This window comes from Corynebacterium sp. KPL3927, assembly GCF_040225835.1.
Classification (GTDB): Bacteria; Actinomycetota; Actinomycetes; order Mycobacteriales; family Mycobacteriaceae; genus Corynebacterium.
Genome location: NZ_JBEHGD010000022.1, coordinates 1 through 24819 on the forward strand (window position 1 = coordinate 1; position 24819 = coordinate 24819).

At 60.1% G+C, this 24819-nt stretch carries 23 protein-coding genes; 9 read left to right on the forward strand and 14 right to left on the reverse strand.

Annotated features, from left to right (window positions below; translation table 11 throughout):
- The coding region (locus ABRP86_RS09655) for an IS30 family transposase (protein WP_349863971.1) at window positions 1-615 on the forward strand (615 nt) is incomplete at its 5' end.
- Window positions 616-636: 21 nt separating this feature from the next.
- Here ABRP86_RS09655 and ABRP86_RS09660 read toward each other — a convergent pair.
- Window positions 637-837: a hypothetical protein gene (locus ABRP86_RS09660; protein ID WP_349863974.1), complete on the reverse strand. Its 201-nt coding sequence runs from the start codon at window positions 835-837 to the stop codon at window positions 637-639.
- A gap of 63 nt (window positions 838-900) precedes the next feature.
- Entirely contained in the window at window positions 901-2097 is a 1197-nt protein-coding gene (gene glf / locus ABRP86_RS09665) for a UDP-galactopyranose mutase (RefSeq protein WP_349863977.1), read from the reverse strand.
- Window positions 2098-2255: 158 nt separating this feature from the next.
- Between glf and ABRP86_RS09670 the strand changes: the two genes are divergently transcribed.
- Window positions 2256-4157, forward strand: a complete 1902-nt coding sequence (locus ABRP86_RS09670) for an N-acetylmuramoyl-L-alanine amidase (protein WP_349863979.1) — start codon at window positions 2256-2258, stop codon at window positions 4155-4157.
- A 19-nt stretch (window positions 4158-4176) separates the two neighbouring features.
- On the opposite strand, the gene ABRP86_RS09675 is transcribed toward ABRP86_RS09670, so the two are convergent.
- From ABRP86_RS09675 to serS, 6 genes are all read right to left on the reverse strand, one after another.
- A complete protein-coding gene (locus ABRP86_RS09675) occupies window positions 4177-5007 on the reverse strand; it encodes an HAD family hydrolase (RefSeq protein WP_349863981.1) in 831 nt (276 codons plus the stop codon).
- Between the two features lie 22 nt (window positions 5008-5029).
- The gene (gene glpK / locus ABRP86_RS09680) at window positions 5030-6577 is read right to left on the reverse strand and encodes a glycerol kinase GlpK (RefSeq protein ID WP_349863984.1); all 1548 of its coding nucleotides are present in this window, start codon (window positions 6575-6577) and stop codon (window positions 5030-5032) included.
- A 29-nt stretch (window positions 6578-6606) separates the two neighbouring features.
- Window positions 6607-7344 carry an MIP/aquaporin family protein gene (locus ABRP86_RS09685; RefSeq protein ID WP_284772108.1) on the reverse strand — a complete coding sequence of 246 codons (738 nt, stop codon included), beginning with the start codon at window positions 7342-7344 and terminating at the stop codon, window positions 6607-6609.
- A gap of 12 nt (window positions 7345-7356) precedes the next feature.
- The gene (locus ABRP86_RS09690) at window positions 7357-9081 is read right to left on the reverse strand and encodes a glycerol-3-phosphate dehydrogenase/oxidase (RefSeq protein ID WP_349853557.1); all 1725 of its coding nucleotides are present in this window, start codon (window positions 9079-9081) and stop codon (window positions 7357-7359) included.
- 300 nt (window positions 9082-9381) lie between these two features.
- Window positions 9382-11013, reverse strand: a complete 1632-nt coding sequence (locus ABRP86_RS09695) for a lysophospholipid acyltransferase family protein (protein WP_349863986.1) — start codon at window positions 11011-11013, stop codon at window positions 9382-9384.
- A gap of 27 nt (window positions 11014-11040) precedes the next feature.
- The gene (gene serS / locus ABRP86_RS09700; RefSeq protein WP_349863988.1) at window positions 11041-12297 is read right to left on the reverse strand and encodes a serine--tRNA ligase; all 1257 of its coding nucleotides are present in this window, start codon (window positions 12295-12297) and stop codon (window positions 11041-11043) included.
- Between the two features lie 65 nt (window positions 12298-12362).
- Here serS and ABRP86_RS09705 point away from each other — a divergent pair, with 65 nt between their 5' ends.
- Genes ABRP86_RS09705 through ABRP86_RS09715 form a run of 3 tightly spaced genes read left to right on the forward strand, consistent with a single transcriptional unit; the run spans window position 12363 to window position 14537 of the window.
- Complete coding sequence (locus tag ABRP86_RS09705) at window positions 12363-13112, forward strand: GntR family transcriptional regulator (RefSeq protein ID WP_349863991.1); 750 nt, start codon at window positions 12363-12365, stop codon at window positions 13110-13112.
- A 27-nt stretch (window positions 13113-13139) separates the two neighbouring features.
- Window positions 13140-14189, forward strand: coding sequence for a septum formation family protein (locus tag ABRP86_RS09710; protein ID WP_023024345.1), 1050 nt, complete (start codon window positions 13140-13142; stop codon window positions 14187-14189).
- Complete coding sequence (locus ABRP86_RS09715) at window positions 14190-14537, forward strand: metallopeptidase family protein (protein WP_023024347.1); 348 nt, start codon at window positions 14190-14192, stop codon at window positions 14535-14537.
- Here ABRP86_RS09715 and ABRP86_RS09720 read toward each other — a convergent pair.
- Both ABRP86_RS09720 and pheA read right to left on the reverse strand, forming a co-directional pair.
- Window positions 14534-15187, reverse strand: coding sequence for a histidine phosphatase family protein (locus tag ABRP86_RS09720; RefSeq protein ID WP_023024349.1), 654 nt, complete (start codon window positions 15185-15187; stop codon window positions 14534-14536). The genes ABRP86_RS09715 and ABRP86_RS09720 overlap by 4 nt on opposite strands.
- Before the next feature lie 9 nt (window positions 15188-15196).
- Window positions 15197-16105, reverse strand: coding sequence for a prephenate dehydratase (pheA, locus tag ABRP86_RS09725; protein WP_023024351.1), 909 nt, complete (start codon window positions 16103-16105; stop codon window positions 15197-15199).
- Window positions 16106-16138: 33 nt separating this feature from the next.
- On the opposite strand from pheA, the gene ABRP86_RS09730 reads away from it, so the two are divergent.
- The 3 genes from ABRP86_RS09730 to ABRP86_RS09740 are packed head-to-tail and all read left to right on the forward strand — an operon-like array spanning window position 16139 to window position 19337.
- The gene (locus ABRP86_RS09730) at window positions 16139-17275 is read left to right on the forward strand and encodes an amidase (protein ID WP_023024353.1); all 1137 of its coding nucleotides are present in this window, start codon (window positions 16139-16141) and stop codon (window positions 17273-17275) included.
- The gene (locus tag ABRP86_RS09735) at window positions 17272-17982 is read left to right on the forward strand and encodes a CPBP family intramembrane glutamic endopeptidase (protein ID WP_349863996.1); all 711 of its coding nucleotides are present in this window, start codon (window positions 17272-17274) and stop codon (window positions 17980-17982) included. Before ABRP86_RS09730 ends, ABRP86_RS09735 begins: the two co-directional genes overlap by 4 nt.
- Before the next feature lie 59 nt (window positions 17983-18041).
- Entirely contained in the window at window positions 18042-19337 is a 1296-nt protein-coding gene (locus ABRP86_RS09740) for an LCP family protein (protein WP_349863998.1), read from the forward strand.
- A gap of 285 nt (window positions 19338-19622) precedes the next feature.
- Here ABRP86_RS09740 and ABRP86_RS09745 read toward each other — a convergent pair whose 3' ends face one another.
- The 3 genes from ABRP86_RS09745 to ABRP86_RS09755 are packed head-to-tail and all read right to left on the reverse strand — an operon-like array spanning window position 19623 to window position 22215.
- Window positions 19623-20543 (reverse strand): DUF5926 family protein, encoded by a 921-nt coding sequence (locus tag ABRP86_RS09745; RefSeq protein ID WP_349864001.1) that lies wholly within the window; start codon window positions 20541-20543, stop codon window positions 19623-19625.
- A 20-nt stretch (window positions 20544-20563) separates the two neighbouring features.
- A complete protein-coding gene (locus ABRP86_RS09750) occupies window positions 20564-21268 on the reverse strand; it encodes a glycerophosphodiester phosphodiesterase family protein (RefSeq protein WP_349864004.1) in 705 nt (234 codons plus the stop codon).
- A complete protein-coding gene (locus ABRP86_RS09755) occupies window positions 21268-22215 on the reverse strand; it encodes an L-lactate dehydrogenase (protein ID WP_349864006.1) in 948 nt (315 codons plus the stop codon). Before ABRP86_RS09755 ends, ABRP86_RS09750 begins: the two co-directional genes overlap by 1 nt.
- A gap of 87 nt (window positions 22216-22302) precedes the next feature.
- Between ABRP86_RS09755 and ABRP86_RS09760 the strand changes: the two genes are divergently transcribed.
- On the forward strand, window positions 22303-24045 hold the full coding sequence (locus tag ABRP86_RS09760) for an alpha/beta-hydrolase family protein (RefSeq protein WP_023024368.1): 1743 nt from the start codon (window positions 22303-22305) through the stop codon (window positions 24043-24045).
- Here ABRP86_RS09760 and msrA read toward each other — a convergent pair.
- Complete coding sequence (msrA, locus tag ABRP86_RS09765; protein ID WP_349864009.1) at window positions 24042-24689, reverse strand: peptide-methionine (S)-S-oxide reductase MsrA; 648 nt, start codon at window positions 24687-24689, stop codon at window positions 24042-24044. The two genes, ABRP86_RS09760 and msrA, sit on opposite strands and share 4 nt — an antisense overlap.
- Window positions 24690-24819: the final 130 nt, after the last annotated feature.

The following is a 24819-nucleotide window of genomic DNA, read 5'->3' on the forward strand; positions in this document are numbered from 1 at the left end:
AACCGCCTAACCAAACCCCGAACTTCATACCGAGCCGAAAGCACAAACGGCTACACCACTACACGGGACTTGACCGTTGACGACATGATCCTCATCGACGACCGGCCAGAAGAGGTTACTGAACGTATTTTGCCAGGCCACTGGGAAGGCGACCTCATCCTTGGTAAAAATAACCAATCCGCGGTTATCACGTTAGTAGAACGCGTCAGCCGATTTGTTGTCCTTGGCCACCTGCCAGGCAGGCACACCAGCAAAGAAGTATTCACAGCCCTGCACAAGGCTGTCGCTGGAATCGATAAAGCACTCTGGTCATCAATTACCTGGGACCAAGGAAGCGAAATGGCAGGCCATAAAGCCTTTACCATGGCCACTGACATTCCCATCTACTTCTGCCATCCAGGATCACCGTGGGAACGCGGCAGCAACGAAAACACCAACGGCAGGCTCAAGAGAAACCTTCCCAAAAACAGCGACCTGTCCATCTACAGCGCCGAGGACCTAGAGATGATCGCCAACATTCACAACCACAAACCACGCAAAGCACTCAACTGGCGCACCCCAGCCGAAGTCATGACCAACGCCCTGACACAAACCGGTAGTATCACACCAAAGTAACCATCATCGTTGCAACGACCCCTAGAATCCAAGAGCTGGGTTGAATAGCGGAAAGGCCCGCCGGGTGTTCCGGCAGGCCTTCTTTGCTTGCTGCTTTTTCTTATCGGGAATGCGCGTTGCGCGGCTGCGCAGTTTCAGATGTTCCTGGAGCCGCTCCGGAGACATCTTCCACATGCTGCGGTCCGCGTGCCCGGGCTTGGTGTATTTCTTGCGTTGAGCCATGCCGTCACCTCCTAACCTGTGAGGTGACTAAGTATAGCGTGCCCAGGGAGACATTAGCAGCTCTTAGTGCCCGCGCTCTTGCTCGATGGCCTTGCCCTCGTTCCAGAAGGGCACGAGCTTGTTATCGAATAGGGACAGCGCGGCGCCGATGGCCATGTGCATATCCAAGTACTGATAGGTGCCCAAGCGGCCGCCGAATAACACCTTGTTTTCCTTGGCTTCTTGGGCGGCTAGTTTGCGGTACGCCTCCAGCTTGGAGCGATCCTCCGGGGTATTGATGGGGTAATACGGCTCATCGCCCTTATCGGCAAAGCGCGAGTACTCCTTCATGATGACCGTCTTATCGGAGGGGTAACGGTCCTTGCGCTCTGGGTGGAAGTGGCGGAACTCGTGGATGCGGGTGAAGTCCACATCGGCATCGTTGTAGTTCATCACCGGGGTGCCCTGGAAGTCACCGGTATCGAGGACCTCGAGGTCGAAGTCCAGGGTGCGCCAGCCGAGTTCGCCTTCGGCGAAGTCAAAGTAGCGGTCCAGCGGGCCGGTGTAGATAACGGGGGCGTCCGGGGACTCGGAGCGCAGATCCTCGCGAACGTCGAACCAATCGGTATCCAGGCGGACCTCGATGTTTTCATGATCCGCCATGTTTTCTAGCCACGCCGCATAGCCATCGACGGGCAGGCCTTCGTAGGTGTCGTTGAAGTAGCGGTTATTGAAGGTATAGCGCACCGGCAGGCGGGTGATATTGCTGGCCGGCAGTTCCTTGGGGTCGGTCTGCCACTGCTTGGCGGTGTAGTCGCGGATGAACGCCTCATAGAGCGGGCGTCCGATAAGCGCGATGGCCTTTTCCTCCAGGTTTTTGGCCTCATCCGCAGAGAATTCGCCGGCCTGGTCTTTGATCAGTTCGCGGGCTTCATCGGGCGAGTAGTACCGGCCGAAGAATTGGTTGATAAGCCCCAGCCCCATGGGGAATTGGTAGGCCGTGCCATCGTGCATGGCAAAGACGCGGTGTTGGTAGTCGGTGAAATCGGTGAACTGGTTGCAGTACTCCCACACGCGCTTATTGGAGGTGTGGAAGAGGTGCGCGCCGTATTTGTGCACTTCAATTCCGGTGGTGGGTTCCGCCTCGGAATAGGCATTGCCGCCCAGGTGCTCGCGGCGCTCGACGATGAGCACCTTCTTTCCCAGCTGGCTAGCGGCCCTTTCCGCAACGGTCAGGCCAAAGAATCCGGAACCAACAACGATGAGGTCATAAGAAGTCATGGCTCCCACTTTATTGCACTCCAGCGAGGAACACGGGTCATCGGCGTGTCGCAACAAGATTCACAGTTGTCACACTCGTAGCATCACTATCAACTGTTAACTTTTGGCAACCGTTTTTACAGCTACATCGGCACCTAACTCAACCCAGGGAGAATAGAGTGAAGCAACGACGTCGACTAGTCCCCACGAGGTCACCGTGGTCCACACCCGTCATCGCGACGGTTTCCTCCATCGCCCTCATCATGGCGGCCGCATTCGGCGGCCAGCAGGTCCTTAAAACCCAGGACTCCGGTTCTGGCGGACCTATCGAGGTAAAAAACGCCTCTGAAAGCTTTAGCAACGCCGACTCCGTCGTCGTTGATGATCCCGCCGTGGCAGCGCAAGGCGATGGCGAGGGCCCACGTGCTGTCAAGCACTTCCACCGCGACGAGGCGTTCAACATGTTCGCCGTGACCTGGGAAGGCAAGCGCGACGTGCACTCCTTCGTCCGCTCCAAGCAGGAGGACGGCTCCTGGAGCGAGTGGTTCGATATGGATGCCATGAACTACGGTGATGGCAAGAACGGTACCGAGCTTATTTACGTGGGCGATACCAACGATGTGCAGGTATCCATGGCCAATGTAGACCTAGTAACCGGTTCCAACCTGGATGACGATGCTGAGTTGCCCGATAAAGCAGCCGGCGCTGCGGATGCCAACCGCGCCGCCTCACAGCCTTCTAACGTCGGCGATATCGCCCCTGTAGCTGATAAAAACAACACCGACCGCACCACCGTGTCGGACCTGGATGCCGTCTTTATGGACGGCAATGCCCAAGAAGGCCAAGCCATCGAACCTACTGCTGCCACCGATGGCATGCCCAAGGTAGTGTCCCGCTCTGGGTGGGGCGCCGATGAATCCAAGCGCTGCCAACAGCCCACCTACGATGACGGCATCAAGGCGATGACGCTGCACCACACCGCGGGCTCCAATAACTACACCCCGGCACAGGCTGCCGCACAGGTTCGCGCTGCCTACGAGTACCACGCCCAGAATCTGGGCTGGTGCGATATTGGATACAACGTGCTCGTGGATAAGTTCGGTACCATCTACGAGGGCCGCTACGGCGGGCTGGACAAGGCCGTCCAGGGCGCACACGTTGGTGGCTTCAACTCCCATAACTGGGGTATTTCCATGATTGGCAACTACGAAAATGAGGAACCATCAGAAAAGATGCTGAACTCGGTGGCTGAAATTGCCGGGTGGAAGGCAGCAATTTCCGGCATCGATCCCACGGGCACCGCTACCCTGACCTCTGGCGGCTTTGGCGGCTCCCGCTTTCCAGCCGGTGCGCAGGCAACCGTGCCTGCCTTCAGCGGTCACAATGATTTCCACTACACCCAGTGCCCGGGTCGCTACACCGTGCAGCACTGGGACGAGATCCGCAAGAACACCAAAAAGAAGTACGACGCTGTTAAGGCTGGCGGTAACTCCGCAGCAATGAACTGGGATAAGAAGTCGCCATCGAGTGGCGGCGATCATTCCACCTCGGGAGATACCACCTCTTCCATCGCTGGTGTCGATGTCCCAGTATCGACCATCCAGGCCTTGGCTGGCATCGCCGCCACCGTGTTCGGCGTCTTGGTTGCCAATGACCGCGTAGCGCAGCCGGATGCCGATAAGAAGGTTGCGGGTGAGCTTACCGTCGGCGAGATTCCGAAGATCGTCAACAAGGTTGTGCAGCTTTCTAATAACGAAGGCCTCAAGGAATCCTGGACCTCCGTCCTGAACGCCTTTGGCCCCGTCTTGGGTCTCGCCGTTGGCGGACCGGACACCACCGATTCCGGCAAGATCATGTACCAGCTCTTCAAAAACGGTGTGGTCCTCTCCTCCGAGGACTCTGGGGCAAAGGCCCTGACCGGAGAGATTGCCAAGAAGTGGGCAGAAGGCGATAACGCTTCCAAGCTCGGACTGCCCACCACAAACGAGGTGAAAGACGGCAAGGAAATCCGCGTCCAGTTCCAAGGCGGCGAGATTGTCTACAACATGGATACCGAAAAGGTAGACATCTACACCGACTAGCCTCCCCGTGGAGCGGGAGTTAGAACCAGCGCTCCAAAACCTTTGCCACGCCCGCCTGGTGGTTGGCCACGGTGACCGCATCAGCGGCCGCCTTCACCACCGGGAGGGCGTTTTCCATTGCCACCCCACAGCCGGCCCACGTGAGCATCTCAATATCGTTGGGCATATCGCCAAAGGCAATGGTCTCTTCCTGCGCTATCCCATGCTGGTTAGCCAACCACTCCACGCCGCGGCGCTTGGTGACGTTGGGGGCCGCGACCTCGAGCACGCCCTCCTGCATGGAGTAGGTGATATGCGCCAGCTCCGGATCAATATGGGGCGCAATCAAGTCATAGAGTTCTGGCGCGGAATAATCCGTATTCCGGATAAGCAGCTTGGCCACTGGCTGCGCCACCAGCTCGCCCACGCTGACGACGCCGAAGCCTTCAAAGAGGGCATTTTCGGAGTAGTGCGGGTCGACGACGAAGAGCTCCTCGGGGGCATCGGCAAGCGAGCCACCCGCCCGCTCTGCACCAAAGCCAACCGTGCCAAGGACGCGCAGCGCTACCGTCACCACCTCTTCTAGCGCGTCTGGATAAAGCTCCCGCGCGGATAGCACGCGGTCTTCCGCGGAATCATAGAGCACCGCCCCATTTGAGGTCACGCATACCGGGCGCACCGTGAGCTGCTCCAGCACCGGCTGTATCCAGCGAAAAGGCCTGCCGGTGGACAAAGCAAAATAAGCACCCTGCTGCACCGCCCGCGCCACTGCGTCGCGGTTACGACGCGGGACGCGATGATTGCGGTCCAGCAGGGTGCCGTCAATATCGCTCGCGATGAGCCGAGGGGCCCGAGTAGGGAAAGTATCCATACCCGCGAGTTTACTTCAGGACTTAGAAGTCCAACTCATCCTCATCGGAGTCTTCCCAGTTCAAGGAACGCTTGATAGCGCGCTTCCATTCACCGTAGAGGTAATCCACCTCTTCTTGTTCCATCTTGGGCTTGAATACGGTGAGGTCACCGCGCTGGGTATCCAAGATGCTGAGGTCTTCCCAGAAGCCATTGTCCAAGCCGGCAGCAACAGCGGCGCCGGTTGCGGTGGTCTCAATGTTCTTCGGGCGGTGTACCTCCACGCCCAGGATGTCAGACTGGAATTGCATGAGCAGCTCGTTGGTGGTCATGCCGCCATCCACGCGCAGCTCGGTGATCTCCACGCCGGAGTCCGCCACCATGGCATCTGCCACGTCGCGGGTCTGGTAGGCGGTTGCCTCGAGGACGGCGCGGGCCAGGTGTCCACGGTTGGCAAAGCGGGTCAGGCCCACGATGACGCCGCGGGCATCAGGACGCCAGTGCGGGGCGAAGAGACCGGAGAACGCCGGAACAATGTAAACGCCACCGTTGTCCTTGGTCTCCCGTGCCAAGTTCTCGATGGCAGAGGAATTAGGGATGAGCTGCAGGTTATCGCGCAGCCACTGCACCAGGGAGCCACCCATGGATACGGAGCCTTCCAGTGCGTACACGGGGCGCTCACCCTCGCGCTGGAAGCAGACGGTGGTCAACAGGCCGTTATCGGAGAACTTCGGGGTGGTACCGGTGTTCAGCAGCAGGAAGAGGCCGGTGCCGTAGGTGTTCTTGGCCGAACCCGCACGGAAGCAGCCTTGGCCGAACATAGCGGACTGCTGGTCCCCCAGGATGGCGCGAATAGGTACGCCGGCGAGGGAACCGCGCTCCCGAACGGTGCGGAAATCACCCAGGGACGGGCGAATCTCCGGCAGCATGGACATCGGAATGCCCATTTCCTTGCACAGCTCTTCGTCCCACTCCAGCTTTTCGATGTCCATGAGGAGCGTACGCGAAGCGTTGGTCACGTCCGTTACGTGCAGCGCTTCCATGTCGCCGTCGCCCTCGGCACCGCCGGTAAGGTTCCACAGCAGCCAAGAGTCAATGGTGCCGAAGAGCAGGTCGCCCTTTTCGGCGCGCTCGCGGACGCCATCGACATTGTCGAGGATCCACTTCACCTTCGGGCCGGCAGGGTAGGAGTTGATCAGCAGGCCGGTGCGGCGGCGCCACTTATCCGGGCCCTCTTCACCAGCCAGTTCCTTACAGATAGCGGAGGTGCGGGTGTCCTGCCAGACGATGGCGTTGTAGACGGGCTCGCCAGTGTTCTTATCCCACACAACTGTGGTTTCGCGCTGGTTGGTGATACCGACGGAGTCGATATCTTCTACTGTTATATCGCCATTGGCCAAAGCCTCCCCCACGGCGCGGCGAGTGTTGCTCCAGATCTCCTGCGGGTCGTGTTCTACCCAACCCTTTTCTGGGAAGATCTGCTCGTGCTCGAGCTGGCCCACGGAAATCTGATCGCCATCGTGGTTGAAGATGATGCAGCGGGTTGACGTGGTTCCCTGGTCAATAGCTGCGACGTATTTCTTATCACTCATGTGTCTAATTTCTCCTGTATAGGGTTGGATTAAAGCGCAATGGACAGTAGACCAACGGCGACGGCCGAAAGCAGCGGGCCAACAATCGGCACCCAAGCATAGCCCCAATTAGCGCTGCCCTTGTCCTTAATGGGCAGGACGAAGGCGTACATCAAGCGTGGACCCAAGTCACGGACCGGGTTGATGGCGTATCCCGTAGGCGTACCCAGGGACAGGCCAACGGCGACAACAACGAATGCCACACCGAAGTAGCTCAGCGGTCCCAGCTCGCCGCCGGCAGGGCCGAAAGCGATGAACATCAACAATACGGTGGTGGCGATGAACTCAGTTACCGTATTCCATCCATTGTGTGGGTGAGCGGGGGCAGTGAAGAAGATGCCCGCGGTTTCAGAATTGGCACCGGTGACATTGCCCTCTTCGTCGTAGTTATTCGCATCGAAGAGCTGCTTGAATGCGGCCCAGGCCAAGAAGGCACCGAACATAGCACCCAGGATTTGGCCCAGCACGTAGAACGGAACCAAGTTCCATTCGAGCGAACCATTGAGCGCGAGCATGAGCGTTACCGCAGGGTTCAAGTGACCGCCGGTTGGGTCAGCGACGCTGGCGCCGACGAAGACACCCATGCCCCAACCCAAGGCAATAACAATCCAGTCGGAGCCACGGGCGCCCGAAGTGCGGAGGTTTACCAGCGCACACACGCCGTTACCAAGAAGCATCAGCAGCGTGGTGCCGATAAACTCCCACAAAAATGCGTCAGATCCAGCCATTAGCGCCTCCCTTTATCCTTGAGTCTCGGTCGGACGAGCGGAGCCAGCGCGGACCAGAATGTCGTTAGCTTCGCGGTCAGTTACAGCTGCCTCGGCAGCCAGCTCGGCCTCGGTGTGCTTGGTGAAGGTATCCACCTCGAGCTGCTTGTCTTCCTCGCTCCAATCCAGCAGCGGAGCAACGAAGTCCGCAACAGCGGGAGCTGCGTTGACGCCACGGTCACCGAACTCGATGGCAACGCGGAGGCGACGGGTCAAGATATCGTCCAAGTGCAGTGCACCCTCGTGGGTGACGGCGTAGCGCACCTCAGCCCAGAGGTAGGACTCTGCGCCAGGAACGGGCTCGAGCAAGGACTCATCATCCTGCGCAGGAGCCAGAACCTCGCCCAAAAGCGATCCGTAGCGGCCAAGCAGGTGCTCGATGAAGTCCTCGCTCAGGTTGTAGCGGCGGGCCAAGGTAGGAATCTGGTTGGCCAGTGCGTGGTAGCCGGCAGCACCCAGGATCGGGGTGTGCTCGGTAATGGACTCCGGCACCTTGCCGCCGAGTTCTTCCACGGCCAGGTCAACTGCATCCTTACCGATGACGCGGTAGGTGGTGTACTTACCGCCGGCAACGGACACCATGCCTGGGGCTACGCGAGCCACGGCGTGGTTGCGGGACAGGTTGGTGGTGGAGTCAGACTTACCGGACAGCAGCGGGCGCAGACCGGAGTAGACACCGACGATGTCATCGCGGGTAATCTGGCGGCGCACGCGCTGGTTGACCTGATCCAGGATGTAGTCAATATCCGCCTTGGTGGGGGCGGGATCCGGAAGGGACAGTCCCTTTTCCCAATCGGTATCGGTGGTACCGATGATCCAGTAATCGCCCCATGGAATGACGAAGAGGACGGACTTTTCGGTCACGAAGCACAGTGCTGCTTCTGCATCCAGGGCATCCTTAGGCACAACGATGTGCACACCCTTGGAAGCGTGAACGGTGAACTTGCCTTCCACGCCGGCCAGCTCCTGGATCTTGTCGTTCCAGACACCGGTGGCGTTGATGAAGACCTTACCGCGTACGGTGGCCTCGCGGCCGGTGGCGGTATCGCGGACCTTGGCGCCAACTACGCGGCCGCCGCGATCCTTGTCAAAGCCGATGACCTCGGTATTGGTGCGCACATCGGCGCCGTACTCAGCGGCGCTGCGCAGCACGGTCATGGTGTGGCGGGCATCGTCCACCAAGGTGTCATAGTAACGCACGCCGCCGACGATGGCGTCTTCCTTCAGGCCCGGGGTGACCTTGAGGGCGCCCTTGCGGGTGAGGTGCTTTTGCATCGGCACGCTCTTTGCACCACCCATGAGGTCATACAGGGTAAAGCCGCCGAACATCATGACGCGCTCCCATACGTGGTGGGTGAGCGGGAAGATGAACTTCAGCGGCTTGACTAGGTGGGGAGCCAACGTGGACATGTTGAGCTCGCGCTCCTTCAGGGACTCTGCCACGAGGCGGAAGTCAAACATTGCAAGGTAGCGCAGGCCACCATGGAACATCTTGGAAGAGCGGGAAGAGGTACCTGCGGCGAAGTCGCGGGACTCCAGCACTGCAGTCTTCAAACCGCGGGTTGCTGCATCTAGTGCCGCGCCGGCACCTACGGAGCCACCACCGATGATGACGACGTCATAGTCTTCATCCGCGTAGCCATTCCACACATTTTCAAAATATTCGGGGTTAAAGGATTGGTTGCTTTGCTGGGTCATTAGAGACCGCATCTCCTTCCTTGGTGCTCATGTGTGCTTGCTCCGACAAACAATGAATGAGATGGCGTAAGCACAGCTAAAAGCAGGTTTTGGATGATTCATGATGGCGACTATTGCACTCTGAAAAATAGAGCCAATATCTCCTATCTCCTATGCTAGAGGTCACCGGTTAAACATTCACTAGAGGTTTCTCACACGTAACTTCCGGCCCCGTAAGCAGTCAATTTCCGCCCTTTGCTTAGACACCCAAAAGGAAAACCACCCCCTCGCGGGGGTGGTAACGCCAACGTTTGCGCCCGGCTAATCTTTTTGTAGCCGGGCCATCGCTTCCAAAACCTCGGACATACCTGCGCGCTCGGCAGAATACGTGACAGCCTGCGCGTCCTTGACCACCTCGATGGGCGCGGTCTCTAGGGCAACGACCGGGATGTGATTCAAAAAGTCTTCATCCCCCGGCTCATTACCAAAGACCAATGCCTCGCTCGGCTTGGCTTCCAAATCATCCAGGATACAGTCCACACCGGTGGCCGCCGTGGCGGAGGTGACCTTCATCGCTTCCTTGTCCACGAGCGGCTTTTCGGCCTGCTCATCAAGCTGGATACGCCACACCGCCTGCGGGACATCGATATCCGCATCGCACGAAACCACGATGAGCACTTCAGCTGCGGGATAGATGTTTTCTAGCGCCGCTTTCAACCGCGGGGTCAGGGCGTCGTCTTCCCAGTTCATCGTGCTTTGGTGCGCCACCACTACGCGCGGGATATCAGAAAACTGGGCCTTGAGCCGGTGCGGCAGGCGGGAAACGATCAGGCGCGATTGGGTCGCCGCGGCGAGCAGTCCCTGCTCTACCACGGATCCTTCCCAGATCTCTTTGCTGCTTGCGGCAATAGAGGCCTGGGCTTGCGCCACATCGGACTTCAATTGCGCCATGACATCGGCGACCTTATCCTTGCCCTCATCCAAGCCGCGGGTTGCCTCTTCCACCACGGCATTGAGGTTGGTCTTGACCCACTCCAAGGTATCGGCCGCGATGTGCTTCTTTTCCTGCTGCTCTTTGCCATCGTGCTCATCCTGCCCTTCCTCATCCTTGGCAGAGGCCATGTGGTTGCGCACGAGTTCAACGGTGGAAACGGAAACGCGATCTTTGAGTCCCACCAAGTCATCGCGCAGGCGACGCACTCGGTGCCGCTCCGTTTCCACCTCCGCATCGCGGGCTTCGGCCTCTTCCAGCGTCGGGGCGGAACCACCCTTGCGCGCAGGAACCCAATATTCGCCGGCGGGCATGGGGCCGAACTCCGCCTCGTAATCCTCCCAGAGTCCCTCCAAGGCCTCCTGCATGCGGCGGCGGATTTCTGCGGTATCGGCCTCCGGATCCCCGGTGGGGTAATACGGCTCGAGCGCGGTAATAAAGACCGGAGTCTTGGTGCGGCCCAAGTTCTTCTTGTGACCCTTTGTCCACAGGCGCTGCGAGCCGAACATCACCTGCGGAACAATTGGCACGCCCGCTTCAAAAGCGATGCGGGAGGCGCCGGTTTTCATGCTGCGAATTTCAAAGCTGCGGGAAATCGTGCCTTCAGAAAAGACGCCGACGAGCTCGCCGGCCTCGGCAAGCTCTACCGCCTTGCGCAAGGACTCTTTGCCATCGATGCGGTCTACCGGCACGTGCCCCATAGCGCGCAGCAGGGCGCCCACGCCTGGGGCGCTAAAGATGCTGGCCTTGGCTAGAAAGCGCACCAGCCGTTTTTTGCGATAGGCAATGAACGCGCCGAACAGAAAATCCATATACCCGGTGTGATTGCACACAAGGACGGCACCGCCGTCATCGGGAATATTCTCCTCCCCAGACAGGCGCATCTGCAGGCCTTGGGCCAAGGTGAGGCCGCGCCCGATGTGGGTGATCTGGCGGTACAAGAAATTCGTCGCAGCGTTCATGGTGCTCCTTTAGCTTTGTTCCGCAGGCTACTGCGGCGTGAGGACATCCTTGCCCACGAATGGGCGCAGGGCCTCTGGAACAACGACGGAGCCATCGGCTTGTTGGTGGTTTTCCAAGATCGCCACGATCCAACGGGTGGTGGCCAGGGTGCCGTTCAAGGTGGCGGCCACCTGCGTCTTCCCGTTCTCATCACGGTAGCGGGTGGACAGGCGGCGGGCCTGGAAGGTGGTGCAATTGGAAGTGGAGGTCAGCTCGCGGTAGGTGCCTTGGGTTGGCACCCACGCCTCGTTATCGAATTTGCGGGCCGCCGAAGAGCCCAAGTCACCGCCGGCGATATCGATGGTGCGGTACGGCAATTCCATCGCAGCCAGCATTTCCTTTTCCATATCGAGGAGCTTTTGGTGCATGTCCTCGGCGTCTTCCGGCTTGCAGTAGACAAACATTTCTAGCTTGTCGAATTGGTGCACGCGCAGGATGCCGCGGGTGTCCTTGCCGTGGGAACCCGCCTCCCGGCGGAAGCAGGAGGACCAACCCGCGTACTGCAGGGGACCATTGGATAGATCGATGATCTCATCCTTGTGGTAGCCAGCCAGCGCGACTTCGGAGGTGCCCACGAGGTAGCGATCATCGGCCGGAAGGTAGTAGATCTCATCGGAGTGCTGGCCCAAAAAGCCCGTGCCGGACATGATCTCTGGGCGCACCAGAACCGGCGGGATCATCAGCTGGAAACCGGCTTCCCGCGCCTTTTGTGCAGCCAACATCAGCATGCCCAGCTGCAGGAATGCACCATCGCCGGTGAGGTAGTAGAAGCGGGCACCGCCGACCTTCGCACCGCGCTTGACGTCAATGAGTCCCAGGGACTCGCCGAGTTCAAGGTGGTCCTTAGGTTCGAAATCGAAGTGCGGGATCTCGCCTACCTCTTCAACGAGGACGAAGTCATCCTCGCCGCCGGCGGGTGCGCCTTCGACGACGTTATCGATCTTGTACTGCAGCTCTTCCACCGTGGCCTCAGCAGCGGATCGAGCCTCTTCTGCCTCTTTTACCTTGGCTTTCAGCTCATCTGCGCCTTCCAGCAACGCCGATCGCTCTTCCGGGGAGGCCTGACCAATCTTCTTGCCCAGGGATTTCTGCTGGGAACGCACCTCGTCTGTCTTCTGGATGGCAGAGCGACGCTTCTCATCGGCGGCAAGGAGCTGATCCACGAGCGAGGGGTCTTCCCCACGGGTGACCTGAGAGGCGCGGACAACGTCTGGGTTTTCACGGAGTAGCTTGAGATCAATCACGGAACTGATTCTAGCGCACTGCCATTGCCTTGCCGTGGTAATAACCAGCGAATTATTATGGAACCATGTCCTCTCTAGAATTGCCGGCCCGCGAAATCAGCGATGGCCCCACCCCCAAGCACGCCCAGTTGCACGATATTCTGGAGGAATTATGTAATACCACCCTCAAACCCGGTGATATCCTCCCCGGTGAGAGACTCCTGGAGGAGACCTACGGTGTCTCCCGCATTACGGTGCGCCGGGCCATTGGGGATCTCGTTGCCGCCGGAAAATTGCGCCGCGTGCGCGGTAAGGGAACCTTCGTTGCCCCCAACCCCTTGGTATCGCGCCTACATCTGGCTTCTTTTTCTGATGAAATGAGCGCCCAGAACGTGGTGGCTTCCTCCAAGATCCTCAACAGCGGCCGCGCCAGCGCACCGGAGGCGGCCACCAACTTCTTTGGCACCCCTGCCACAGAGGAACAGATTCATTTGCGCCGGCTGCGCTTGGGCGATGGCGAGCCTTATTCCATCGATGACGGCTGGTACAACTCCACCTTTGCGCCGAGCCTGCTGGAAAATGACACCTATAACTCGGTGTACTCGATTTTGGATAAGACGTTTGGTGTCCCCATCACGGACGCGGACCAGACCGTATCCGCCATTGCCGCCAATGAGGAGATTGCGCCGCTTCTCGATGTCCCCGTGGGTTCCCCATTGCTGCACATCGTGCGCTGCTCGCGTTCGGGGGATAAGCCCGTGGAATGGTGTTCCTCGGTCTACCGCACCGATAGGTACCACCTGAATACCCGCGTTTCCCGGGATACCTCAATCTAGAAAAGACCCTGCTTAAGAGGTAAGATAATGGGCCTTATGAAGAAATCACCTGCGTGGCGTTCCGCTGTGGCCGTCCAGATTGCCTTGATCTCAGCAATCGCGGCGGCCGTTTTCATGGGCATCTACGGCATTGTCAGCAACCACGGCTCCAACGGGGCCGATAATACGGCCTCTTCCGAGCAGTCCTCTGAGGGCGGTGCGGATGGCTCGGGATCCTCCGATCCGAAGACGGAGCCTTTTACCTCCGCTTCTGCCGGATCCTGCGTGACGTGGGATATTAACGAGGATGGCTCTGCCGCTTCCTTCAAGGAGGTGGAATGCTCGGAGCAGCACCGCTTCGAGGTCTCCACCGTGGAGGATCTCAGCGTCTACCCCACCAGTGAATTCGGCCCGGATGCCTCACGGCCCGCGCTCACCCGCCAGCACCAGCTGCGCGATGAGCTCTGTGAATCCGCCACGGTGAGCTACCTGCACAGCAAGTGGGATCCGCACGGCAAATACGATATTGCTTCCATCCTGCCGCCGGAATCCGCGTGGGATAACGGTGACCGCACCCTGCTGTGCGGCCTACAGACCACCGATGATCACGGCGTGCCGCAGTTGACCACCGGCAATGTTGAGGCCTCCGAGCAGGCCAATTTGGCCAAGCCGGGCGAATGCTTGGCCATCGATGATCAGCAGGTACCGCACGTCGTGGACTGCGGCCAGCCACACCAGCTGGAGACGGTATCCGTCATCGACCTGGGCAAGAAATTCCCCGACGCGTACCCGGATGGCAAGGAGATGGATAAATTCCTCTCGGATTCCTGCACCGCCGCCGCCGAGGATTACCTGGGCGGGGAGGAGCAGCTCTACCAATCCACGCTGCAACCGTTCTGGGGCACCGTGTCTGAAGAGTCCTGGAATGGCGGCACCAAGTCCGTGAACTGTTCGCTCGTCCACGCCCGCGATGATGGCGGCTTTTCCTCCATCACCGGCGCCGCCACCGGTGGCCGCCAGGCGCTATCCATCGATGGCAACCCGCCGGAGGAGCGCCCAGAGCGCAACCCGATTCGCGATGATAAGCCGGCGCCGTAAATGTATTCCGTATCGGAAGAACGCTTCGAGGAAATGGTCAATGACGCCCTCGATCAAGTGCCCGATGAATTCGTGCGCAAAATGCGCAACCTGGTGATCATGGTGGAAGAAGAAAACCCCGATGATCCCACCTTGCTGGGGCTCTATGAGGGCGTCGCTTTGCCTCGGCGCACCTTCGACCACACCGGGTATTTACCCGATGCGATCTTCATCTACCGCAACACCCTGCAGCGCTGGAGTACGTCAGAAGAAGACTTGGCCGAGCAGGTCAAGGTCACGGTCTTCCACGAGCTCGGCCATTACTTTGGCATGGAAGAACACGAACTGCACCGGCTGGGCTGGGGCTAAAGTTCGATATCTGCCCAGCGGGTAAGCGTCCACTCGCCGAATTTCTTGCCGCGCGGCTCCATCACGGTAAAGCGGCAATTGGGCATGTACCCGGTATAGGCAAAGTCCGCATCCGCGCCGGTGGCATGCTTGGTTACCACCCGGATGGCGGCGCCGTGGCTGACGAGGATGACATCGCGGTCATCGGCAAGCTGCGCCGCAATCTCTTCCAACGCGGGCTGGAAACGCGACAGCACGTCCTGAAGCCGCTCGCCGCCTTCCATGGCGGCCTGGCTATCGCCATAGCACCAGCCGCGCATGGCCGAATCGTGGCTGCGGTGGGCGGCCTCGCTGGCATCGAGCTCCCAATCGCCGGCGAAAATCTCCTGCACATTCGGGATGACATCGATGGGAATGGAAAAGCGCGGCAGGTTCCGCTCCTGTTCAAAAGCGCGCGCCGCCAAGGTGGCGGTCTGCTGCGCCCGCAGCGCAATCGAGCACTTGAATTCGACCTCGCGATCGCCCACAAACCCCGCTAGTTCCCGGCCCACCTCCGTGGCCTGGTTGCGCCCCAGATCCGTAAGCTCCGCGCCCGGCGGCCGGGTATCAAGCAGCCGGGAGACGTTGGAATGGGTTTGGCCATGGCGCAGCAGGATGATTCTTCCAGTCATGCGTCCAGATTATTGACCCCTGCGCGCCCTCGCCACCCAGGCATCCGCCTCAGCCAAGTCCCGCGGTGGATGGCCGGCGGGCGTCGCGGTGGGCCAAGAGCCCAAAAAGCGCAGTTCCTCCGCCCGCAACCACACCGCGCGCAGGGCCTCAGCAACCGGCTGGTCATCGATATGCCCAATCAAGTCCACATAGAAGCGGTAGGTGCCAAAGGTCTGGCGCGTCGGCCGCGACTCGATCCGGGAGAGATCCACCCCGCGATGGGCAAAGTCTTGTAAGGCCCCCACCAGGGTTCCCGGTTGGTTGGGCAAGGTGAAAATGACGCTGGTGCGATCCTGGCCGGTGCGCGCGGTCGGGCGCCCCGGCAGGCCCACCAGTACAAAGCGGGTGGCCGCGCCCTGCACGTCGGCCACGCCGCTCGCCTTGGTTTCTAGGCCGAAGATTTCTGCCGCCCGCGCTGGTGCCGCCGCCGCGTCGACCTCCCCGCGCGCTACGGCCTGCGCCGCCGCCGCATTCGAGCTAGCCGGCACGAATTCCACGCCCGGCGCGTTCTCTGCTACCCAGCCGCGGATTTGTTGGAAGGCCACCGGGTGCGTGCTCAGGCGCGCGATGTCTTTCGTTCCCGGGCGGGTCATGATGCTGAAGGTAACGGGGATATCTACCTCGCGGTAAATCTGTACGGGATCGCCTTCTACCAGTGCATCAAAGGTCGTCGTCACCGCACCATCCACGGAATTTTCGATGGCGACGCAGGCATAATCGGCCTGCCCGGCGCGCACGGCCGCCACCGCCGCCGATGGCGAGTCCACCGGTAGGGCCTCTACGGTCTCCCCTCGCTCTTCCCACTCGGTAGCGAATTTGTGCACGGCGGCCTCCGTGAACGTACCGGCGGGGCCTAAGAATGCGATGGTTGTAGTCATGCCCGTCACCTTAGCCCACTAGACTGGTGCGCCATGGGCTTTTCCATAGAACGACTCCGCGCGGATGTGCAGGGCATGGGCCCCGCAGAACACGGTTTTACCTACCTGGATCTGCAGCGCGCGCCTACCCTCACCGGCCGGCTGCGCGGGTGGGTCCTATCTGCAAAGGATCTCAACGATGTCGCGGGCATGCCCACCACTATGGGCAATGCCAAGCGCACGTACTATCCCGCGGTCAGCGACCCGTTCATCGCGGCATTGGAAAAGCAGGGCGCCATATTCATTGGCAAGTCCTCCACCCCGGAGTTGGGCTTGCGCGTCGATACCGAACCGGTAGATCTTCCCCACCCCGATAATCCCCTTTATCCAGGCCGCACCCCGGGTGGTTCTTCTGGCGGCGCGGCCGTCCAGGTAGCCCGCGGCCTCGTGCGCGCGGCCCAGGCCAGCGATGGCGGCGGTTCCATTCGTGTTCCCGCGGCGGCCTGCGGGGTCGTGGGGTTTAAGCCTGCGGGCAGCAGCCTCGGCACGGAGGGGTTTATTACCCGCACCGTGGCCGATAATGCGTTCCTGCACGGCCACCGCATGATCACCCCGCGCGCCCGCATTGGGCTCTTGCTGGAGCCGCTTTTTGCCGCGACCCGGGTGGAGGCCCACCACCTGCGGGCGGCACGCGAGGCCGCAGATCGGCTGCGCGCCGCGGGGTTCGAGGTCGTCCTCATTGCGCCGTATCCGCAGGCAGGGGTCACGTTTGCGCACTTCCGCGAGATCTTTACCTCCCGGTTTGTGGGGCTGCCGCAGGCAGAAGGCTACGCGGCTTGGGTGGCCCAGCAAGGCGCCACCGTGTCCGCCGCCGAGCTAAGCGCGGCGCAACGCCATGTCCGCCACCTCCCGGAGCTCTTGGCGCAGCAGTGGCGGGTCGATGCCATCGTCACGCCTATGCTCACCGCGGATCCCCCGCCGCGGGGGCATTTCCTGTCCCTTCCGCACGCGGAGAATTTCGACGCCCAAACGCGCTGGTCCCCGTGGGCCTCGCTGTTTAATATGGCCCGATTGCCCGCCATTTCCGTTCCTTGGGCGATCCCCGCGCACCCGCCCGTCGGCGTGCATGTGGGAGGCATTACGCTTTCCGATGCCCGACTTTTAGGCCTCGCCCACATCCTGCACCCATGACTAAGAACCTACGCGCCGAGCTGCTCATCGTCCTGACCCTGACCTTTGGTATTTCCGGGGTCAGGGCGGTGCTGCGGCTTATCAATTCACTGGCCGCCCCGCAGCCGCTCAATGAGCAATCCGTCACGCTCAACTCCAGCCAATCCAGCCTGGCGTGGGTGGATTTGGGCCTGCAATTGTGCTCGGCGGCGGTCCTTTTTGCCTATGGTGGGCTAGCGCTTTTCCTGCTGGCGAAAGACCACATTAAACCGGCCGCCTACCGCGCCTCTGATTGGTTGCACGGCGCGGGACTCGCCGCGCTCATCGGCATCCCAGGCCTAGTTTTGTATTTCGCCGCGGTGCAATTTGGCTGGAGCAAAGAGGTCATCCCCGGTGACTTCGATAATGCGTGGTTAGAAATCCCGGTGTCCCTCATCAAGGCCGCCGCAAACGCCTTTGCGGAAGAAACTGTGGTGGTCATGTGGCTGATGACCAGGCTGCGCCAAGCGCGCTGGACGCTGCCGGCCACCCTTGCGGCAAGCTCCATTCTGCGCGGTTCATATCACCTGTACCAGGGGGTATCTGCCGGCTTTGGCAATATCATCATGGGCGTAATCTACGGCTATTACTATCACCGCACCGGCCGCGTGTGGCCGCTTGTCATCGCGCACTTTCTTATCGATGCGATCGCTTTCCTCGGCTATTCCTTCGGTCTTTCCGTGTTTTAATAGTGGCGTGCTCGCGAAGAAAGCGGGGGAATTGGCCGGCGCCTTGTAAGGTATAGCGCATGACTGAATCAGGACGAGATCCGCATCGGGAGGCGCGCCGCGCTGGCGATAGCTCATCCAGTGAGTTCGTCCTTGGGGCCGATGGCCGTCCCCTCAAGGACCGCTACGGTCGGCCCATCCGCCGCCGGCCGCGCACGAATCGTGCCGAGCCGCAGCAGCATATCCCACGCCAGGAAACTCCTACCCGCTACCCCAGCCAGTACCAGGCCCAGCAGCAGCGTTCCGCGCAGCAACCACCACAACGGCCACAACAGTCACAGCAACGGCCGCCACGGCGACCACAGCGATCGCAGCCGCAATCGCCGCAGCAGCTGCAACAGCGCTACCAGCCACAACAAGCTCAGCAACCGCCCCGCCGCCATTCTAAGCCGCACAGCCGCCGGAAAAAGACCAATCCGGTCAAGCGGTTCTTTGGCTGCGCCGGTATCTTTGTCCTCGTCGTCGTGGTCTTTAGCCTCATCTTCGCTCTGTGGGCCGATACCCGCCTGACCCGCGTGGATGCCCTCCCGGATGAGCAGGTAGCCAATACCTCCGGCACCAATTGGCTGTTGGTGGGATCCGATTCCCGCCAGGGCCTATCCGAAGAAGACCAACAAGCCCTCGGGACCGGTGGCGATGTGGGCGAGGGACGCACCGATACCATCATGCTCCTGCATATCCCGCGCTCCGGCCAAGCCCAGCTGGTCTCCATTCCGCGTGATAGCTACGTGGAAGTACCAGGCTTCGGCATGGATAAGATCAACGCCGCCTTTGCCTACGGCGGGCCAAAGCTCCTCACGCAAACCGTGGAGGGCAATACCGGCCTGCACATTGACCACTATGCCGAAATCGGCATGGGTGGTTTGGCCAATGTGGTCGATTCCGTCGGCGGCGTTGATATTTGCGTTGCAGAGCCCATCAATGACCCGCTGGCGGGCATCGATCTGCAGGAAGGCTGCCAGAAGCTAGAGGGAAGCGATGCGCTGGGCTATGTGCGCACCCGCGCCACCGCGATGGGAGATCTCGACCGCGTGCAGCGCCAGCGCGAGTTCTTCGCGGCGCTCCTAGATAAGATCACCTCCCCGGCCACGCTGATTAACCCCTTCCGGTCGATTTCCCTGATTAACCACACCGCCTCTTCCTTCATCGTCGGCGATGGCGACCACGTATGGCACCTAGCCCGCGTGGCACTTGCGATGGGCTCCGGCGTGGACACGGAAACCGTTCCCATTGGCGGCTTCCAGGACACCGTCGTGGGCAATGTCGTGCTCTGGGACGATGAAGGCGCCCAACAGCTCTGGGACTCCATGAAATAAGACTGAACTCAATCTTCGTATCGGAAAAACGTTATTGAGAAAGTAGCAAGTGTGGTTGCTATGATGAATTCAGGGTAAATTCTCCATTCCACAGGATCCATAGAAAGCATCCTAATTATGCCAAGCATGAAGGCTATTGCGCTGGCGGCTGCGAAAGCCCAGGCTATGCGCCGCGGCCCTGAGTTTTTCTTGTTCATGCCTTAACCCTTCCTAGCTAGATTGCGAAGAAAGCGGCCCTTTCCTCCTCGTCTTTTCGAGGTAAAGGGCCGCTTTGTTGTGGTGTGTTTAGCGCAACGTCACCTGGCGGGACTTGATGTTTTCTAACTGCTTGCGCTCTTCTGCGTTCAATTGCGCGTCATTGGAGATTTCTTCTTCCAAGGCCTTATCTACGCCCGCGAGCTTGTCTTCATAAGAGGAGTAATCAACCTCAGGCTGCACGTCAAAGACGGGAGCGATGAGGCCGTGGGTGCGGAATACTCCGGCAAACTTGGTGTCCTCGCCCACGTTCAGCTCGCCGCGCGCGGCGACTCGCGCCAAGGCGTTGAGGAACGCGGCCTCATCGTCATTCGGGCGCACCCAGCGCACGTGCGCTTTGCCGCCGCCGGCATTGGCCCAAAAGGCGGTGCCGGTAATGTCCTTGCCCACCTGGTGGGATTCGATGACCGAGTCATTGGCGGCGCGCATGGACTGCGATACCTCAGGGGTGACCTGCGCGCCTTCCGGAATCCACCAGCTGAAGTCCTGGTGGACTTCGATGTCGAGGGTGGTTGCGGCATCGATAAGCTCACTAAGCTCCGGCTGCGAGCCATCGGCCGCGGTTGATTCCAAGGTAGAGCCTGGTTCGTTGTTCTTTACCCAATTCAGGGCGAAGGCCAGATCCCGGCCGGGGTTATGAGTATGGGACTGTACCTGGAGTGCCACAAAAGCATCGCCGCCGAATTCCTCATCGCGGATCAGCGCAGCGGTGGCGCCTGGGAGGACGGTGGAGACGTAGACGTTCCTATCGCAGCCCTTCACGTCGAGCTTCGCAAAAGCGGAGGGCACGAACTCTTGCATGGCAACGAGGGAAGCCTCGGCCGCGAGACCGCTAAAGGGGCGCGGGTCCTTTTCCAAGGCGGCGCGCTCTTTGGCGCGGGCAGCAAGCTTCGCCTGACGGCGGGACATGCCCTCAGGCAGGTCTTCTTGTTTCTTTTTCTTCTTGGCCATGCCTCCAAGATACCTGCTTTCTACAGCTCAATAGCGCGCAGGGCCACCTCCGGCTGATTGGTGGCAAGCATGTCTACGCCATTGGACCAAGCCCACTTCATGTCTTCTGGCTTATCAACGGTCCACATATACGTGGGCAAGCCTTGCGCCCCAATAATGGCCGCTTGCATCTTGGCGCGCAGCAGGGAAACCCCCAGGGCGCTCGGCCGCGACCACATGAAATCCGAGCGATTGAAATGGCGTTCCCAATCTCGGCGCAGGTAAATGCGGTCAATATGCGGTGCCAAAATCTTCATGCGCCGGATGGCCTTATGGGAAAAAGAAATAACGTGAATGCGCGGATCCTCATCGAGCCCGGCGGCGCGCAGCCGTTCCATGACCCGCTTTTCCAAGGCACTACCTTGCCCGGAGGGGTGCTTGGTTTCGATATAAAGGTGGTGGGGCTTGTCCCCCAGCATGGCCAGGAGGTCATCGAGAAGCATCATGCGCTGCCCCTTGCCGATGTCGACCTCGCTCAGCTCCCGCCAGTCCATCGCCGAAACCCGCCCGGCGCGCCCCGTCGTTCGCTCCAAGGTGGGATCGTGCTGGACTACCACCTTGCCATCGCGGCTTAACCGCACATCGCACTCCACGCCATGGATGGGAAGCTCCATGGCCTTTTCAAAAGCTAAGGGGGATAGCTCCGGGTATTTTCCGGAATATCCCCTATGCGCGACGATGTGCACTAGCCGAAGAACTTTTCTTTGATGTCATTGAGCGTCTTCGCAGAAGCGTCGAAACGCTCCTTTTCGTGCTCGTTGAGCTGCAGTTCTACCGGGCGAACGATGCCGGTGCGGTTCACGATGGCCGCGGTACCGATGTAGAGGTCCTCCACGCCGTACTCGCCCTGCAGGTAAGCAGAGACGGGAAGCGCCACGTCCTGGTTCTGGATGATCGCGGCGGTAATGCGTGCAAGCCCCATACCGATGCCGTAGGAGGTCGAGCCCTTTGCATCGATAATGGAGTAGGCGGCGTCGCGGGTTTCTTCAAAGATCTTTTCAATGCGCTCGGCGTATTCCGGATCCTTTTCCAGCTTCTGCGAAAGCGGCACACCGGCGATATTCGCGGTGGAGACGGCAGGCAACTCGGAATCGCCGTGCTCACCAATGATGTAGGCATGCACGGACTTCGGAGCCACGTCCTCCAATTCACCCAGCATGTAGCGGAAGCGCGCGGAGTCCAGAATCGTACCGGAGCCGATGACCCGCTTGTGGTCAAAGCCAGAGGCCTTCCATACCGCGTAGGTCAGGATATCGACCGGGTTGGTGGCGACCAAGAAGATACCGTCGAAGTCATTAGCAATGACATCTTCGACGATGCTGTTCATGATCTTGACGTTCTTATCCACCAGTTCAAGGCGGGTTTCGCCGGGCTTTTGGGCGGCGCCGGCGCAGATGACGACCATGTCAGCGTCCGCGCAATCCGCGTAGGTGCCCTTGGTGACGCGGGTGCGCTGTGGCGACCACACCACACCGTGGTTGAGGTCCATGACATTGCCTTCCAGCTTCCGCTCATCGATGTCGATGATGGCTAGGTGGTCGACGATGCTCTGATTGACCAGTGCGTAGGCGTAAGCGACTCCCACGTCACCCGCGCCAATGAGAACGACTTTATTTCCTACATGCTTTGCCATGCCCCCATTGTGCAACGCCTAGCGGGGTTTTGCATGCGGAATGTTTCACACTGCGCAACGGAACATGTTCTGGGATAATGGGCAACCATGAAACGCGCCTTCAGCCGCGCTGCACTAATTTCTCTTGGCGTAGTCGCGGATCTCACGCCCGTCGTCCGCATGACCAGCCGGCAAACGTTGCCGCCCCATATGTCGGCCGGAATCTTAGGTGCAGAGCTGGCCACGTGGGCCGCGGTATCCCCGTCCCTGCTGCCCCGCCCGTGGTGGGTAACGGCTGCCAATGTATCTATCGGGCAGGCCATCGGACACCTCGGGGCGGCCTCGACAAGCTTCGTTCTCAACCGGCTGGGCAAGCGCCCGCAAGACCGCTTGGGACCGCAGCACCGCCAAATCTTGCACTTAGCTATTGGCGCCGGCACCGCCTTCAATGCGGCGCTCTCGCTGCGCAACCAGGAAAAGCAGGCAGGTCTTGTTAATAAGCAACTGGTTCGCGGTCCGGCTACCGCTGCCATCGGCCTAGCCGCCGGCACCGCCGGATACGGCGCGCTGCTCTTGGTAGGCGAGGCCGCACAACTGACCGTGACCAAATTATCGCGACAATTGGGCCGCTGGGTTCCAGCACTCGTGGCCTGGCCGGTCGTCACCGCAGGGCTAACCGTGGCCGCGGTAGGACTATCGGACCGCGTGGTATTCCGGCGCTGGATCCGTTCGCTCTCCCACAAGGCACAGCGCTTAAACAAGCAAATCTTTCCCGGCACCTCGATGCCCTGGGAGCCGGAGCGCTCCGGCAGCCCATGGTCACTTGAACCTTGGTCCGCGCTAGGGCAACAAGGGCGGCGCTTCGTCTCTAACGGCCCACGCGCCCGCGATATTCGCAGCATCACCGGCACTCCCGCCAAAGAACCCATCCGCATTTATGCCGGCTATATCCCAGGGCGTTCCTTCGCCCAAGCAGCGAAGAAGGTGCGCTCAGAATTACAGCGCACCGGTGCACTGCGCCGGGAAACCATCGTTATTCAGATGCCCGCAGGATCCGGGTGGATTAATAACTGGAGCGCAAGCGCCTACGAGTTTTTAACCGCCGGTGATTGCGTCACCGTCACCATGCAGTATTCCTACCTGCCCTCGGTTTTCGCCTACCTCGTGGATAAGAACGCGCCCAAGCGCGCCGCGGCCGAGCTCATTTCCGTGATGCAAGAAGAAATTGACAAGCTCCCGGAAGAAGACCGCCCGCGTCTCTACCTTGCAGGAGAATCACTGGGTGCCTACGCCATTATGGATAACTTCCAGAACAAGGAAGAACTCCTCGCCGCCTGCAACGGCGCGGTCTTTTCTGGCCCGCCGCGGATGACGCACTTTACCCAGCGCCTGCGCCGCGATATCGGCTCGCTCGAGCGGCTCCCCGTCATCGATGGCGGGCAACACGTCCGCTTTGTTGCCCAACCGGAGCACTCGCGCCGCGATGCCTTTGGCAACGATTTTTCCTCGACCTGGCGCCGGCCCCGGGTGCTCATCGCCCAGCATGCCTCCGATGCCATCGTGTGGTGGGACCTGAACCTAATGTTCCGCCGCCCCACCTGGATGCACGAACCCCAACCGGAGACACTCCGGGCGGATACGCTCCGCCACCTGCGCTGGGCGCCGTTTATTACCTGGTGGCAAATTGGCCTGGACCAGATCAACTCCCTGAACGTCCCAGGCGGCCACGGGCATAACTACTTTCAGGAGATGCTCTGGTACTGGAACGAGGTCCTGGGCTCCCAATCGCGCCAGAAGCTCACCTCTAAGTTAGCCGGGAAAATCGCCGGTTTTATCCGGCTCGACGCCTAATCGCACTTCACACCAGTGCTGTGGTGCGGGCAGTAACCGTTCGGCACCTTGTGCAGGTACTGCTGGTGTTCGTCTTCGGCCAAGTAGTACTCGCCAGAGTCCGTATCAGCTAAGCGCTTTACTTCCGTCGTGGTTTCCCCAAAACCAAATTCTATGAGCTTATCCGCGTAGCTATCCACGATTGCTTGGATCTCTTCCCGCTCTTCTTCGGTACGGGGATAAAACGCGGAACGGTACTGCGTGCCCACGTCATTTCCCTGGCGGAAGCCCTGCGTCGGATCGTGGGCCTCCAAGGCCTTCACCACGAGCTCGCGCAAGGAAATCTTCTCTGGGTCATAGGTGACTTCCACGGTTTCTGCATGGTTGGTTTGCCCGCGGCAGACCTCATAATACGTGGGGTTCGGAGTGGTACCGCCGGCGTAGCCCACGGACGTGGACTCAACACCGTCGGTCTCCCAGAACATCTTTTCCGCGCCCCAGAAACAGCCTAAGGCAATCAAAATCGATTTCTGGCCGTCCTTCCACGGGCCGGTAATTGGGGTATCCAGCACCGCATGCGGGGCGGGGTCTAACACCGGCTCGCTGCGGCCCGGCAAGGCGTCTTCCGCAGCCACCATCTTCGGTTCCGGTTTAAACATCCACATCAGTTAAAGCTCCTTTCTCTATTTCCCTAATAACGTTGTACTGGGCAAATAGATTCCCGGGCCACTAAATATTCGCTGTATTTGCAGATTTCAAATTAATCATGGCGAAATCTTTCGATCGTGCCTATCA

Bases quoted from the DNA above. Each gene is read 5' to 3' on its own strand.
- ABRP86_RS09660 (WP_349863974.1), bottom strand. From the start codon at position 837: ATGGCTCAACGCAAGAAATACACCAAGCCCGGGCACGCGGACCGCAGC.
- glf (WP_349863977.1), bottom strand. From the start codon at position 2,097: ATGACTTCTTATGACCTCATCGTTGTTGGTTCCGGATTCTTTGGCCTG.
- ABRP86_RS09675 (WP_349863981.1), bottom strand. From the start codon at position 5,007: ATGGATACTTTCCCTACTCGGGCCCCTCGGCTCATCGCGAGCGATATT.
- glpK (WP_349863984.1), bottom strand. From the start codon at position 6,577: ATGAGTGATAAGAAATACGTCGCAGCTATTGACCAGGGAACCACGTCA.
- ABRP86_RS09685 (WP_284772108.1), bottom strand. From the start codon at position 7,344: ATGGCTGGATCTGACGCATTTTTGTGGGAGTTTATCGGCACCACGCTG.
- ABRP86_RS09690 (WP_349853557.1), bottom strand. From the start codon at position 9,081: ATGACCCAGCAAAGCAACCAATCCTTTAACCCCGAATATTTTGAAAAT.
- ABRP86_RS09695 (WP_349863986.1), bottom strand. From the start codon at position 11,013: ATGAACGCTGCGACGAATTTCTTGTACCGCCAGATCACCCACATCGGG.
- ABRP86_RS09705 (WP_349863991.1), top strand. From the start codon at position 12,363: ATGTCCTCTCTAGAATTGCCGGCCCGCGAAATCAGCGATGGCCCCACC.
- ABRP86_RS09710 (WP_023024345.1), top strand. From the start codon at position 13,140: ATGGGCCTTATGAAGAAATCACCTGCGTGGCGTTCCGCTGTGGCCGTC.
- ABRP86_RS09715 (WP_023024347.1), top strand. From the start codon at position 14,190: ATGTATTCCGTATCGGAAGAACGCTTCGAGGAAATGGTCAATGACGCC.
- ABRP86_RS09720 (WP_023024349.1), bottom strand. From the start codon at position 15,187: ATGACTGGAAGAATCATCCTGCTGCGCCATGGCCAAACCCATTCCAAC.
- pheA (WP_023024351.1), bottom strand. From the start codon at position 16,105: ATGACTACAACCATCGCATTCTTAGGCCCCGCCGGTACGTTCACGGAG.
- ABRP86_RS09730 (WP_023024353.1), top strand. From the start codon at position 16,139: ATGGGCTTTTCCATAGAACGACTCCGCGCGGATGTGCAGGGCATGGGC.
- ABRP86_RS09735 (WP_349863996.1), top strand. From the start codon at position 17,272: ATGACTAAGAACCTACGCGCCGAGCTGCTCATCGTCCTGACCCTGACC.
- ABRP86_RS09740 (WP_349863998.1), top strand. From the start codon at position 18,042: ATGACTGAATCAGGACGAGATCCGCATCGGGAGGCGCGCCGCGCTGGC.
- ABRP86_RS09745 (WP_349864001.1), bottom strand. From the start codon at position 20,543: ATGGCCAAGAAGAAAAAGAAACAAGAAGACCTGCCTGAGGGCATGTCC.
- ABRP86_RS09755 (WP_349864006.1), bottom strand. From the start codon at position 22,215: ATGGCAAAGCATGTAGGAAATAAAGTCGTTCTCATTGGCGCGGGTGAC.
- ABRP86_RS09760 (WP_023024368.1), top strand. From the start codon at position 22,303: ATGAAACGCGCCTTCAGCCGCGCTGCACTAATTTCTCTTGGCGTAGTC.
- msrA (WP_349864009.1), bottom strand. From the start codon at position 24,689: ATGTGGATGTTTAAACCGGAACCGAAGATGGTGGCTGCGGAAGACGCC.